Below are 13,126 nucleotides of genomic sequence, written 5' to 3'. Positions count from 1 at the left end.
TGAGTGTAACTATAGTGGAGCAAGACACCCCGCATCGAAACTGTCACATAGGTGTCATACGATCCGTGCGCACCTTGCTTTGCATCAAACCTTGCCCAGCCACGCGTTGGCGTATGCCCGCGTTCGTGGCAGGATTGCCAGGTAACCGACCGAGAATCTCGAAAATCATGCCGCAGAACTCCGCGAAGAACCTATCCCTGATCGCCGCCATCGACCTGGGCTCCAACAGTTTCCACATGGTCGTGGCCAAGGCCCACCACACGGAAATCCGCATTCTTGAGCGGCAGGGCGAGAAGGTTCAGCTGGCCGCCGGTATCGACGAAGAGCGCCGCCTCAGCGAAGAAGCCATGCAGCGCGGCCTGGAGTGCCTCAAGCGCTTCGCCCAGCTGATCAACGGCATGCCCGATGGCGCCGTGCGCATCGTCGGCACCAACGCGCTGCGCGAAGCGCGCAACCGCAACGAATTCATCCAGCGCGCCGAAGCTATCCTCGGCCACCCGGTCGAGGTCATCTCCGGCCGTGAAGAAGCGCGCCTGATCTACCTCGGCGTGTCGCACACCCTGGCCGACAATCCGGGCAAGCGCCTGGTCGCCGACATTGGTGGCGGCAGCACCGAGTTCATCATTGGCCAGCGCTTCGAGCCGTTGCTGCGCGAGAGCCTGCAAATGGGCTGCGTCAGCTATACCCAGCGCTACTTCCGCGACGGCAAGATCACCCCGGCGCGCTACGCCCAGGCCTACACCGCTGCGCGCCTGGAGCTGATGAGCATCGAAACCGCCCTGCACCGGCTGACCTGGGACGAAGCGATCGGCTCGTCCGGGACCATTCGCGCCATCGGCGCGGCGATCAAGGCTGGCGGCCTGGGCAACGGTGAGGTCAATGCCGAAGGCCTGGCTTGGGTCAAACGCAAGCTGTTCAAGCTGGGCGACACCGACAAGATCGACTTCGAAGGGGTCAAGCCTGACCGCCGCACGATCTTCCCGGCCGGCCTGGCGATTCTCGAAGCCATTTTCGATGCACTCGAACTGCAACGCATGGACCACTGCGACGGCGCTCTGCGTGAAGGTGTGCTGTTCGACCTGCTTGGCCGCCATCACCACGAAGATGTGCGCGAGCGCACCCTCAATTCGTTGATGGAGCGCTACCACGTCGACCACGGCCAGGCCGCGCGGGTCGAACGCAAGGCGCTGCACGCGTTTGATCAAGTGGCCAAAGACTGGGATCTGGAAGAAGGCAACTGGCGCGACCTGCTGAGCTGGTCGGCCAAGGTCCATGAGGTGGGCCTGGACATCGCCCACTATCACTACCACAAGCACGGCGCCTACCTGATCGAGCACTCCGACCTGGCCGGTTTCTCGCGTGAAGACCAGCAGATGCTCGCGCTGCTGGTACGCGGCCATCGCCGCAACATTCCCAAGGACAAATTCGCCGAGTTCGGCGATGAAGGCAGCCAGCTGATTCGCCTGTGCGTACTGCTGCGCTTTGCCATCCTCTTCCACCACATCCGCGGCACCCAAGAGATGCCCAAAGTGGTGCTGCAAGCCCACGAAAATAGCCTGGAAGTAGTATTCCCGGACGGTTGGCTGGAACAGCACCCGCTGACCCAGGCCGACTTCGCCAACGAGGCGGAGTGGCTGGCCCGGGTCGGCTTCGTCCTCAGCGTACGTTGAGGACCGGGTTGCTCAGGCGCTCCAGCAGGGTCGCCTGGGCACTGCGCGGGTTCTGGTTGCCGGTTGGCGTGCTGCGCACGTAGCGGCCGTCGGACTGCAGGATCCAAGCCTGAGTGTTGTCGGTCAGGTAGCTTTCCAGCTCCTTCTTGACCCGCAGCAGGTGCTTCTTGCCCTCGACGGGGAAGCAGGTCTCGACGCGTTTATCGAGGTTGCGCTCCATCCAGTCGGCACTCGACAGGAAGATCTGCTCTTCGCCGCCATTGAGGAAGTAAAACACCCGCGTGTGCTCAAGGAAGCGGCCGATGATCGAGCGTACGTGAATATTGTGCGAAACCCCGGCGATGCCCGGGCGCAGGCAGCACATGCCACGCACCACCAGATCGATACGTACACCTGACTGGCTGGCCTTGTACAGCGCGCGGATGATCTTCGCGTCGGTCAACGAGTTGAACTTGGCGATGATGTGCGCCGGCTTGCCGTCGAGCGCGCACTGGGTCTCGCGGGCAATCATGTCGAGCATGCCCTTCTTCAGCGTGAACGGCGCATGCAGGAGCTTTTTCATGCGCAGGGTCTTGCCCATGCCGATCAGCTGGCTGAACAGCTTGCCAACGTCTTCGCACAGCGCGTCATCCGAGGTCAGCAGGCTGTAGTCGGTATACAGACGGGCGTTGGCGGCGTGGTAGTTGCCGGTGCCGAGGTGCGCGTAGCGGACGATTTCGCCCTGCTCGCGACGCAGGATCAGCATCATCTTGGCGTGGGTCTTGAAGCCGACTACGCCATAGATCACCACCGCGCCAGCCGCCTGCAGGCGGCTGGCCATCTGCAAGTTGGACTCTTCGTCGAAGCGCGCACGCAGCTCGATCACCGCAGTGACTTCCTTGCCGTTACGCGCTGCGTCGACCAGTGCGTCGACGATCTCCGAGTTGGCGCCGCTGCGGTACAGGGTCTGGCGCACGGCGAGCACGTGCGGGTCTTTGGCTGCCTGGCGCAGCAGGTCGACCACTGGGGTGAACGACTCGAAGGGGTGCATCAGCAGGATGTCCTGCTTGCTGACCACGCTGAAGATGTTTTCGGCGTTCTGCAGCAGCTTGGGGATCGCCGGGGTGAACGGCAGGTACTGCAGTTCCGGGTGGCTTTCCAGGCCGGTGATGCTGAACAGCCGGGTCAGGTTGACCGGACCATTGACCTGATACAGCTCGTTCTCGCTCAGACTGAACTGCTTGAGCAGGTAGTCGGACAGATGCTTGGGGCAGGTGTCGGCGACTTCCAGGCGCACCGCATCGCCGTAGCGACGCGAGAACAGCTCACCACGCAGGGCGCGGGCAAGGTCGTCGACCTCTTCCGAGTCCAGCGCCAGGTCGGCGTTACGGGTCAGGCGGAACTGATAGCAACCCTTGACCTTCATGCCCTGGAACAAATCATCGGCGTGGGCGTGAATCATCGACGAGAGGAATACGTAGTTGGCACCGGTGCCGCCTACCTCCTCCGGTACGCGAATCACCCGAGGCAGCAAACGCGGCGCGGGGATGATCGCCAGGCCCGAATCGCGGCCGAATGCATCGACCCCTTCGAGCTCGACGATGAAGTTCAGGCTCTTGTTCACCAGCAACGGGAACGGGTGGGTCGGATCGAGGCCGATCGGGGTGATGATCGGCGCGATCTCGTCGCGGAAGAAACGCCGCACCCAGGTCTTGATCTTCGGCGTCCAGTTGCGCCGACGAATGAAGCGAATGTTGTGCTTTTCCATCTCTGGCAGCAGCACGTCGTTAAGGATCGCGTACTGGCGATCCACTTCGTGGTGCACCAGCTCGCTGATCCGGCTCAGGGCCTGATGTGGCTGCAGGCCGTCGGCGCCGGCCAGCTCACGGGCAAAATTGATCTGCTTCTTCAGGCCGGCGACGCGGATCTCGAAGAACTCGTCGAGGTTGCTGGAGAAGATCAGCAGGAACTTCAAGCGCTCGAGCAGCGGATACGACTCGTCCAGCGCCTGTTCCAGCACGCGGAAGTTGAACTGCAGCTGCGAGAGCTCGCGATGAATGTACAGGCTGCTGTCGTCCAGCCCAGGCACCGGGATCGCCGGCGCCGGCGCAGGGGTCGGCGCGGCGGTTTCGAGCGCAGCGTCGGCAACCGCTTCGACCACAGGCTCGGCCACCGGCTCAAGGTCTGGCGGCGTTTGCGTCAGCTCTTGCGGTAGCGCTTGAGCATCCTTGATGTCGACCGGGGATAGCACTTCGTTATTCATCTGACGTTCCTGAAGGGCGTTACTGCCCTCTCAACAATTGGGCGGCGCGAACGGCGAAATAAGTGAGAATGCCATCGGCGCCTGCACGTTTGAAAGCGGTTAGCGATTCGAGGATCACGGCCTCGCTCAGCCAGCCATTCTGAATTGCCGCCATGTGCATGGCGTACTCGCCGCTGACCTGATAGACAAAGGTCGGCACCTTGAACTCGGTTTTGACCCGGTAAACGATATCCAGGTACGGCATGCCTGGCTTGACCATGACCATATCGGCACCTTCGGCCAGGTCAGTGGCCACTTCGTGCAGGGCCTCGTCGCTGTTGGCCGGGTCCATCTGGTACGACGCCTTGTTGGCCTTGCCCAAGTTCAAAGCCGAGCCTACCGCATCGCGGAACGGGCCGTAGTAGGCACTGGCGTACTTGGCCGAGTAGGCCATGATGCGCACGTTGAAGTGACCGGCGACTTCCAGCGCCTCGCGGATCGCGCCGAGGCGGCCGTCCATCATGTCAGAAGGCGCCACCACTTGCGCGCCAGCCTCGGCGTGGGACAGCGCCTGGCGCACCAGCGCATCGACGGTGATGTCGTTCTGCACGTAGCCGTCTTCGTCGAGGATGCCATCCTGGCCGTGGGTGGTAAACGGGTCGAGGGCAACGTCGGTGATCACCCCAAGCTCCGGGAAGCGTTCACGCAGGGCGCGGGTAGCGCGCTGGGCAATGCCATCCGGGTTCCACGCTTCGGCGCCATCCAGGGTCTTTTTCTCGACCGGGGTTACCGGGAACAGTGCCAAGGCCGGAATCCCCAGGTCCACCCAGGACTGCGCAGCTTCCAGCAGCAAGTCGATCGACAAGCGCTCGACACCTGGCATGGACGGCACTTCTTCTCGGCGGTTTTCACCATCCAGAACGAATACCGGCAAGATCAGGTCATCGACCGTCAGGGTGTTCTCACGCACCAGGCGACGGGAAAACTCGTCGCGGCGATTGCGACGCAGACGTGTGGCAGGAAACATACGGTTGGCGGGGGTAAAGCTCACGGCAGACTCCTGAGCCCGCGCAGGCGGGCAGCGCGACAGTTATAAGCGGCCATTATGACGCCTGTGTTACACCCTTGGGCAACCCTGCGACGTGTCGCCACAGGCAATCACCATGTAGGAATTGTTCACGTCGAGACACATTTGGACACTTTCCCCACGGCCCGCGAAGGGGTAGGCTGCGCGTTCATTTCGCCAGCACCCCAGAAGATGCTTCAACAATTCCTGCAGGATTTCGGCTACTTTGCCCTTTTTCTCGGCACATTTTTTGAAGGTGAGACCATCCTGGTGCTTGCGGGATTTCTTGCGTTCCGCGGTTACATGGACATCAACATGGTGTGCGTGGTGGCCTTCTTCGGCAGCTATGCCGGCGACCAGCTGTGGTACTTCATGGGCCGCCGCCATGGCCGCGCAATCCTGGCGCGCAGGCCGCGCTGGCAGGCAATGGGCGACCGTGCCCTGGACCATATCCGCCGCCACCCGGACATCTGGGTACTGAGCTTCCGCTTCGTCTATGGCCTGCGCACGGTGATGCCGGTGGCAATTGGCTTGTCGGGCTATCCGCCACGCCGCTACCTCTTGCTCAACGGCATTGGCGCTGCGGTGTGGGCAGTGGCCCTGGGCGCTGCCGCCTACCACTTCGGGGCGATCCTCGAAGGCCTGCTTGGCAACGTCAAGAAGTACGAGCTGTGGGTACTTGGCGGCCTGCTGGTGCTGGGCCTGCTGCTGTGGCTGCGCCGGCGTTTTCGCACCCAGCGCGCCGAGCGCAAGGCGGCCGCCGACGCGGCTGCGACCGAGCAGCTGACGGACAAGCCAAGCCCACCGCAAGAATGAACATGCCGCTGTTGCCGTGATCCTAGTAAAGTGCCAAGCAACAATTGGCGCCTGGACTCTGGAGAAACAAGCATGACAAAAAAAGTGGCGGTGATTCTTTCCGGCTGTGGTGTCTACGATGGCGCTGAAATCCACGAAAGCGTGATCACGCTGCTGCGCCTGGACCAGCGCGGCGCGCAGGTGCAGTGCTTTGCACCAAACATCCCCCAACTGCATGTAATCGATCATCTGACCGGTGAGCAAACCAGCGAGACTCGCAATGTGCTGGTCGAGTCGGCGCGGATTGCCCGCGGCCAGGTCAAGGACATTCGCGAAGCAGACGTCAGCGAGTTTGACGCGCTGATCGTGCCCGGCGGCTTTGGCGCTGCAAAAAACCTCTCCAACTTTGCCGTCGAAGGTGACAAGTGCACGGTTCAACCTGACGTACTGGCGCTGGCCGAGGCCTTCGCCGAAGCCGGCAAACCGGTCGGCCTGATGTGCATTTCGCCAGCTCTGGCAGCGAAGATCTACGGCCCAGGCGTGGTCTGCACCATCGGTAACGATGCCGGCACCAGCGCGGCGGTGGTGAAGATGGGCGGCACCCACGAAGAGTGCGATGTACATGACATCGTCGAAGACACCCAGCGCAAGCTGGTGACCACCCCGGCGTACATGCTCGCTACCTCGATCAGCGATGCGGCCAGCGGCATCTACAAACTGGTCGATCGGGTGCTGGAATTGACCCACGCCAACGACCACTGAGCTGCCCTGCAGCGCTGGCCCAGGCCGGCGCTGCGTGGTGCTGTGATCAATGTCGTAATCAGCCCCTCGCGAGGCGGGTCAGGATGCGATCGAGGGAGTTGGCGAACTCCTGCTTCTCTTTCTCGCCGTAAGGCCCCTGGCCACCACTGGCCTGGCCCTGTTCACGCAGCTCGGTGAACAAGTTACGCGTCGCCAACCGGTCGGCCATATTGCGCTCATCGAACTCACGGCCACGTGGGTCGAGCGCCGCCACGCCGTTTTTCACAAGGCGGTCGGCCAAGGGGATATCGCTGCAGATCACCAACTCGCCCGGTACGGCATTCTCGACCAGATAATCATCGGCAGCATCCGGTCCGCTCGGCACCACGATCAGCTTTACGCAGGCAAAAGCCGGCTTGATCTGCGCTTGGCCGGCGACCATCACCACCTCAAGTTTGCGCTTGAGGGCAAACTTTACGATCAGGTCCTTGGCTGCCTTGGGGCAGGCGTCGGCATCGATCCATATACGCATTGCTGCATTCTCATCGGCTGTTAATCACTGCACCCAGTGTGCCAGATCGCAGCTCAACTGGCCGCAGCGCGGCGCCGCTCGACCAGCCACGAGCGGCCATACAGCAGCGCGATCGCGCTCAGTGCCAAGGCTTGTGCCGCCAGTGAGTAGGCATCGGCATGAATGCCCAGCCAGTCGAATTCAAAGAACGCCACCGGCCGCGTGCCGAGGATGCCTGCCTCTTGCAAGGCCTTGATGCCATGCCCGGCGAACACCACCGACAGTGCGCACAGCAGCGCGGCGTTGATGCTGAAGAACAGCGCCAACGGCAGCTTGGCCGAACCGCGCAGGATCACCCAGGCCAGGCCCACCAACAGCACCAGCGCGGTGGCACCACCGGCCAGCACAGCGTTGTGCCCGGCAGGCCCTGATTGCAGCCACAGGGTTTCGTAGAACAGGATCACCTCGAACAGCTCGCGGTACACCGAGAAGAACGCCAGCAAGGCAAAACCAAAGCGCCCGCCGCCGCCGACCAGGCTGCTTTTGATGTAGTCCTGCCAGGCCGCAGCGTGGCGCCGGTCGTGCATCCACACGCCGAGCCACAGCACCATCACGCTGGCAAACAGCGCGGTGCAACCTTCGAGCAATTCGCGCTGAGCACCGCCAACGTCGATCAGATACGCCGCTACCGCCCAGGTGGCGAAGCCTGCGACCAGTGCCAGCGCCCAGCCAACGTTGACGCTGCGCACCGCAGATTGCTGGCCGGTATTGCGCAGGAATGCCAGGATCGCGGCCAGCACCAGAATCGCCTCGAGGCCTTCGCGCAGCAGAATCAACAGCCCGGAGATGTAGCTCAGCGACCAGCTCAGGCCATCGCTGCCAAGCAGCTTGGCGGCGGCGTCGAGCTTGACCTTGGCCTCGCTCAGGCGCTGTTCGGCCTGGGCGAAGGGTAGGCCGTCCTGCAACGACTGCCGATAGGCCATCAGGGCCTTCTCGGTGTCTTTGCGTACTTGGGCATCGATGTTGTCGAGGGAGCTTTCGACCAGCTCGAAACCTTCCAGATACGCCGCAACCGACAGGTCGTAGGCCTGGTCATGATCGCCGTCGCGATAGGCCGCCAGGCTCTTGTCGAGGGTGCTGGCGGTGTAGTCGAGCAACTGCGCCGGGCCGCGCTTGACCTGCGGCGGCCGTGCACGCTGGGCGCGAAACGCAGCGACGGTCTCGGCGCTGTGGCTGGCGGCGACTTCTGCAGGGGTCTGCCGGGCCAGATCAGCGAGGTTCCAGGCCGGGGCGCCAGCAGCGGCCTGCGGCTCGGCGCTGAAGCTGGCGACAAAGGCCGCTACGTCCCAGCGCTGACGCTCGTCGAGCTGGTCGGCAAACGAGGGCATTTCGGTGCCTTCGATGCCCAGGCCAAGGGTGTTGTAGAGGTCGAACAGGCTGAGCTGATCGAGCCGGGCGACGTCGCGCAGGTTGGCCGGCGCTGGCTCCAGACCGAGCCCGGCCGGGCCATCGCCGGCACCACTGTCACCGTGGCAGATCGAGCAGTTTTGCGCGTACAGCGCGGCGCCGCGGGCAGGATCAGGGGTGATTATCGGGGCCTGGCTGACCTCATAGGCAACCGCCAGACGGGCACCGAGCTGGCGCGCCTCGCGAGCAACGGTAGGGCCGTCCTGGCGCTGGTCGATGGCGGTGCGCAAGGCCTGTACGCCCTGTTCGAGGGCATCACGTTCGGCGTGCGCTGGCAGGTTTTTCACCAGTTCGGCGAGCACGCTGCTGAATTCCTGCTGCTCGCGGTACTCACCGTCATCGACCACCCTGCCCTCGCGCACCGTTGGCGGGTAATCCGCGCCAATGTAATCGAGCAGGTGCAAGGCCTTGGTCGCCTCTGCAGGGGCTTCGGCCATGGCCAGCGTGCTGCACAGCGCCAGCACTGGCCACAGCAGCCAGGCGAGTAAACGGGGACGGGAAGTCATGGCCGATCTCGAGGGGAATACGAAAGAGAACATTGTTCACTTCCACTCGCGCCTGCTCAAGGGCTACCGGCAGATTTCACGAAAAATCTTGTAACAGATTAGCAATAGGGGCCAGCGCAACCTAATTCAAGCCTCCATGCCAGCAAAACGCCACCTTGTGCTTATAATGTCGCGCCTTTGCCTTTGTTCCCCCGCAATCACGGGCCGCGCTGGCGCAGGACGCAGTCCATCCATTCAGGGAAGAACAACACCGATGGTCCCCCGCGCAGTACTTCTGGCAGCGCTTATCGCCGTCACGCAACTGACCGGCTGCGCTGTGTTTCGCAGTTACGACAGCGAGCTTCAGGAAACCAACCAGCAGCTTGTCGCCGGCAATGTCGACGCTGCCCTGGCTCTGCTCGAGAGCAACAACAAGAGCGACGTCAAAGACCTCCTCTACTACTTCGAAAAAGGCGAGCTGCTGCGTTCCAAAGGTGATCTGCAGGGTAGCCAGCAAGCCTGGCGCGTGGCCGACGGCGTGGTCTTCGAGTGGGAAGAAGCAGTCAAACTGGACACTGAAAAGTACCTCAGCCAGTTCGCCAGCTATCTGGTCAACGACAAGGTCCGCCGCTACCAGGGCTACGACTACGAAAAGGTCATGCTGACCACCCAGATGGCCCTGAACCTGCTGGCGCAGAACGATTTCGCCGGCGCCCGTACCGAAATCAAGAAGACCCACGAACGCGAAGCGGTCATTGCCGAGCTGCGTGACAAGCAGTACCTCAAGGGCGAGCAGGAAGCCGAACAACAAGGTGCCAGCACCGAGTTCAAGGATCTGAAGGGATATCCGGTGGCCAGCCTCGACGACCCTGAAGTGGTCAGTCTGAAAAACAGCTACCAGAGCGCGTTCAGCCATTACCTGTCCGGCTTCGTCTACGAGGCCCTTGGCGAGAAGGGCCTGGCCGCGCCGGGCTACCGCACTGCAGCCGAGCTACGGCCGAAGACGCCATTGCTCGAGCAAGCCCTGCTCAACCTTGATGGCAAGCGAAGCAAGTCCGGCGAGAGCGATGTGCTGATTGTGGTCCAGAGCGGCCTGGCACCGGCACGCGACTCGATGCGCATCCCGCTGCCACTGACGATCGACGGTAACCTGGTGATCACCACGCTGTCGTTCCCGGTGATAAGAGAAGACAACAGCACTGCGCGCTTTGGCGAGGTCTACCTGAACGACCAGGCTGTCAGCCTCACTTCACTCAACAACACCAGCGCCATGTCGCGCAGGGCCCTGCGTGACGACATGCCGGAGATCATCCTGCGCACCAGCGTGCGCGCGGTCAGCCGCACCCTGGCGCAAAAAAAGCTGAACGAGGTCGACCCGCTGGCAGCCCTGATCGTGGGCATTGCCGCGGCAGTGGTCGAAGGCGCCGACACCCGCACCTGGCGCACTCTGCCCAACCAGACCCAGGTCGCCCGCGTGCATCTGGCCCAAGGCGAACATCGCCTGAGCCTGCCGGCGATCCTCGGCAGCGGTACGCTCAAGGTCAAGATCGACCAACCCTACCAAGTGATCAGCCTGCGCGTGCTCGGCCATCAGGTGTTCGCCAGTGGCGCCGCCATACAACTGCCGCAGCCGGCCCAAGCGCCGGTGCTTGCCAACCTCAAATAATCTCAAGGATCGAACATGCGTTTAATCTGCATCGCTCTTGTCGCCGCCGCCCTCCTGGCAGGCTGCGCCAGTCCGCCCGAGCCTGGCAGCGCCGCCAGCAAGGTGGTGACCATGGGCCAGCTCGACGACTTTGACATTGGCCCGATGCGGGTGGCCCGCGAACGCGGATTTCTCACCGTCAAGGTCGCCATCAACAACACCAGCCGCAGCAACCAGACCCTTTACTACCGCTTCGCCTGGCTGGGCGACGACGGCTTCCCGGTAGGCGATGAAGAAAGCTGGAAGACCCTCACCCTGTACGGCAAGCAGGCCAGCTTCCTGCCCGCCATCGCCCCGGTTCCGCAGGCGCGCGACTTCCGCCTCGAAGTCCATACCCGGTAATCATTTTCAGGAGCACTTTTGATGTTTGCACGCATTACCCTCGCCGCCCTCACCCTCGCCTTGCTCAGCGGCTGCAGCACGCCGTCACCAGGCCTGGGCAGCAAGAACATCAGCTACGGCGACACCAAGGCAGTCGAGCTGATTACCAACGAATTCGGCTCCACCGACCTGCAGATGATCGCCGAGAGCATGACCCGCTCGCTGGCCCAGTCCGGCGTGCTGCAGGGCCGCCCGGTGGTGCAGGTGTATGACGTGAAGAACAAGACCAGCGAGTACATCGATACCCGCGAGATCACCACCACGATCAAGACCCAACTGCTCAAGACCGGCGTTGCCCGCTTTGCCAGCGACAACACCGACATGCAGAGCCAGGTCGACCAGCTCAAGTTGCAGAACCAAAGCGGCCTGTACAAAAAAGCCACCGTCGCCAAGACGGGCAACATGATCGCCGCGCAGTACCGCCTGGAAGGCTCGATCAGCTCCATCGTCAAACGCAGCAGCGATTACAAAGACGTGTTCTACAAGTTCAGCCTGCAGTTGGTCGACGTCGAAAGCGGCCTGGCTGAATGGATGGACGAAAAAGAAATCCGCAAGACCACGGAGCGCTAAGCGATGCGTACATGGATGGCAGTCATCGCTATGGCTTGCGCATTTTCTGCGCAGGCGGCGCCCAAGGTCGCAGTCACCGACCTTGCCTATCAGGCGCAGGTGGAGGAATACATCCACAGCGTCAGTGCGCACAACAGCGGCCAGGCGAGCCCGTACAGCGCCAGCCACTCGGCCAGCTACAGCGAGTACGAGAGCAGCAAGAGCTACATCGAGCAGACCGAGCTGCGCAATTTCGGTGGCGACATCAAGGGCGCGATCCTCAAGGGTGGGCTGTTCCAGCTGGTGCAGGGCAAGCCTTACACCAGCCGTTCCAACGACGATGTCTACGACGTGATCGCCCGGATCAAAGCCGGCGGGTTCCCAGGTGCCGACTACGTGCTGTTCGGCACCCTGTCGGATATCGACTTCCAGAGGGACATCAACGCACTCGACCACACCGACAGCTACTCGGCGGTACTGGCCCTGAGCGTGGTGGCTGATTTCAGCCTGATCAATACCCGCACCTACGAGATCACCTCGGCCTTCACCGCCATGGGCGAGGGCCAGGACACCAAGCTGGTAAAACGCCAGGATACCCGCGTGACCCTCAACCGCCCGCGGGTGGTCCGCGAGGTGTCCAGGGAGCTGGGCATGGATGTAGCGCGGCAACTGGCCGAGCAGCTGGCCGGCGAAGTGTCGGCGGCGCCAGCGCGAGAAGGTGTGCAGAGCAACTTGCCGCCGGATGAACCGGCGCAGATTTTGCGCTGAGGGCTGAAAGCACTCTCCCGGGCAAGCCCGCTCCTGTAGGAGCGGCCTTGCGTCGCGAAATGAGGGCGCAGCCCTCACCGAAGTCACATCCAGATACCGTAATCACACATACCTCTGCGCCACCGCGACTACCGTTTCCAAACCGTAATCACGGGAGCAGGACATGGACAGTCCTCATGCCAGCAGCTTGCGTCGCGGTCGAACATCTGAGCCCGGACGCTTATATTTACTCACCACTGTCACCCGAGATCGTCGGCCTGTCTTCACTGATCTGACCTACGCCAGAACGGCCATCCATCAACTACGCACAATCCAGGATGAGGGTGGATGCCGCTCTTTAGCCTAGGTACTCATGCCCGACCACCTTCACTGGCTGGTTGAGCTTGGAACGGGATCCCTCGCCAGTCTGATGTGTACCTTTAAATCACGCTGCAGCGTCGGTTTGTACCGCGCTGGGGCCGCTCGACAGCACATCTGGCAACAAGGATTTCATGACCGGGCCCTGCGCCGGGATGAGGATGTCAAGGCTGTCGCGCTGTACATCATTCGCAACCCAATACGCGCGGGACTGGTACGCAGAGCTGGCGAGTATTCGCATTGGGATTGTGTTTGGCTGTAGCGGCCTCGGTGAGGGCTTCGCCCTCATTTCGCGACACAAGGCCGCTCCTACATTGTCCGCGCACGGCGCTTGTACGCGGTCGGGGTAGGAGCGGCCTTGTGTCGCGAAAGGGCCGCAAAGCGGCCCCTGTACGCCGCTGCAGGGCCAT

General features: G+C 62.4%; 11 protein-coding genes and 1 pseudogene. 8 read left to right on the top strand and 4 right to left on the bottom strand.

Annotation, left to right across the window (positions count from 1 at the left end):
• Positions 1–167: 167 nt before the first annotated feature.
• Positions 168–1,670, top strand: a complete 1,503-nt coding sequence (gene ppx / locus IDM28_RS23570) for an exopolyphosphatase (protein WP_101315251.1) — start codon at positions 168–170, stop codon at positions 1,668–1,670.
• Here the strand turns inward: ppx and ppk1 are convergent.
• Positions 1,657–3,912 carry a polyphosphate kinase 1 gene (gene ppk1, locus IDM28_RS23565; protein WP_101315249.1) on the bottom strand — a complete coding sequence of 752 codons (2,256 nt, stop codon included), beginning with the start codon at positions 3,910–3,912 and terminating at the stop codon, positions 1,657–1,659. The genes ppx and ppk1 overlap by 14 nt on opposite strands.
• A 19-nt stretch (positions 3,913–3,931) precedes the next feature.
• Positions 3,932–4,942 carry a porphobilinogen synthase gene (hemB, locus tag IDM28_RS23560; protein WP_188036973.1) on the bottom strand — a complete coding sequence of 337 codons (1,011 nt, stop codon included), beginning with the start codon at positions 4,940–4,942 and terminating at the stop codon, positions 3,932–3,934.
• 207 nt (positions 4,943–5,149) lie between these two features.
• Here hemB and IDM28_RS23555 point away from each other — a divergent pair, with 207 nt between their 5' ends.
• Together IDM28_RS23555 and elbB are read left to right on the top strand one after the other, a co-directional pair.
• Positions 5,150–5,773, top strand: coding sequence for a DedA family protein (locus tag IDM28_RS23555; RefSeq protein ID WP_101315245.1), 624 nt, complete (start codon positions 5,150–5,152; stop codon positions 5,771–5,773).
• Positions 5,774–5,845: 72 nt separating this feature from the next.
• Positions 5,846–6,514, top strand: a complete 669-nt coding sequence (gene elbB / locus IDM28_RS23550; protein WP_101315243.1) for an isoprenoid biosynthesis glyoxalase ElbB — start codon at positions 5,846–5,848, stop codon at positions 6,512–6,514.
• Positions 6,515–6,572: 58 nt separating this feature from the next.
• Here elbB and IDM28_RS23545 read toward each other — a convergent pair whose 3' ends face one another.
• Both IDM28_RS23545 and IDM28_RS23540 read right to left on the bottom strand, forming a co-directional pair.
• Positions 6,573–7,025 carry a YaiI/YqxD family protein gene (locus tag IDM28_RS23545; protein ID WP_150570429.1) on the bottom strand — a complete coding sequence of 151 codons (453 nt, stop codon included), beginning with the start codon at positions 7,023–7,025 and terminating at the stop codon, positions 6,573–6,575.
• 53 nt (positions 7,026–7,078) lie between these two features.
• On the bottom strand, positions 7,079–9,010 hold the full coding sequence (locus tag IDM28_RS23540) for a cytochrome c/FTR1 family iron permease (RefSeq protein WP_188036972.1): 1,932 nt from the start codon (positions 9,008–9,010) through the stop codon (positions 7,079–7,081).
• Between the two features lie 220 nt (positions 9,011–9,230).
• Here IDM28_RS23540 and IDM28_RS23535 point away from each other — a divergent pair, with 220 nt between their 5' ends.
• From IDM28_RS23535 to IDM28_RS23995, 5 genes and pseudogenes are all read left to right on the top strand, one after another.
• The gene (locus IDM28_RS23535) at positions 9,231–10,622 is read left to right on the top strand and encodes a COG3014 family protein (protein WP_188036971.1); all 1,392 of its coding nucleotides are present in this window, start codon (positions 9,231–9,233) and stop codon (positions 10,620–10,622) included.
• Positions 10,623–10,637: 15 nt separating this feature from the next.
• Positions 10,638–11,003 (top strand): YcfL family protein, encoded by a 366-nt coding sequence (locus tag IDM28_RS23530; protein WP_150572512.1) that lies wholly within the window; start codon positions 10,638–10,640, stop codon positions 11,001–11,003.
• A 21-nt stretch (positions 11,004–11,024) separates the two neighbouring features.
• On the top strand, positions 11,025–11,612 hold the full coding sequence (gene lpoB, locus IDM28_RS23525; RefSeq protein WP_150572511.1) for a penicillin-binding protein activator LpoB: 588 nt from the start codon (positions 11,025–11,027) through the stop codon (positions 11,610–11,612).
• A gap of 3 nt (positions 11,613–11,615) precedes the next feature.
• Complete coding sequence (locus IDM28_RS23520; protein WP_188036970.1) at positions 11,616–12,359, top strand: penicillin-binding protein activator LpoB; 744 nt, start codon at positions 11,616–11,618, stop codon at positions 12,357–12,359.
• A 163-nt stretch (positions 12,360–12,522) separates the two neighbouring features.
• A pseudogene (locus IDM28_RS23995) lies at positions 12,523–12,978 on the top strand (REP-associated tyrosine transposase).
• The last annotated feature ends 148 nt before the right edge of the window (positions 12,979–13,126 follow it).

The sequence above is a fragment of the Pseudomonas sp. EZ-C24 genome (assembly GCF_014525325.1).
Lineage (GTDB): Bacteria > Pseudomonadota > Gammaproteobacteria > Pseudomonadales > Pseudomonadaceae > Aquipseudomonas > Aquipseudomonas shirazensis.
This window is presented reverse-complemented; position numbering and strand designations above follow the sequence as displayed.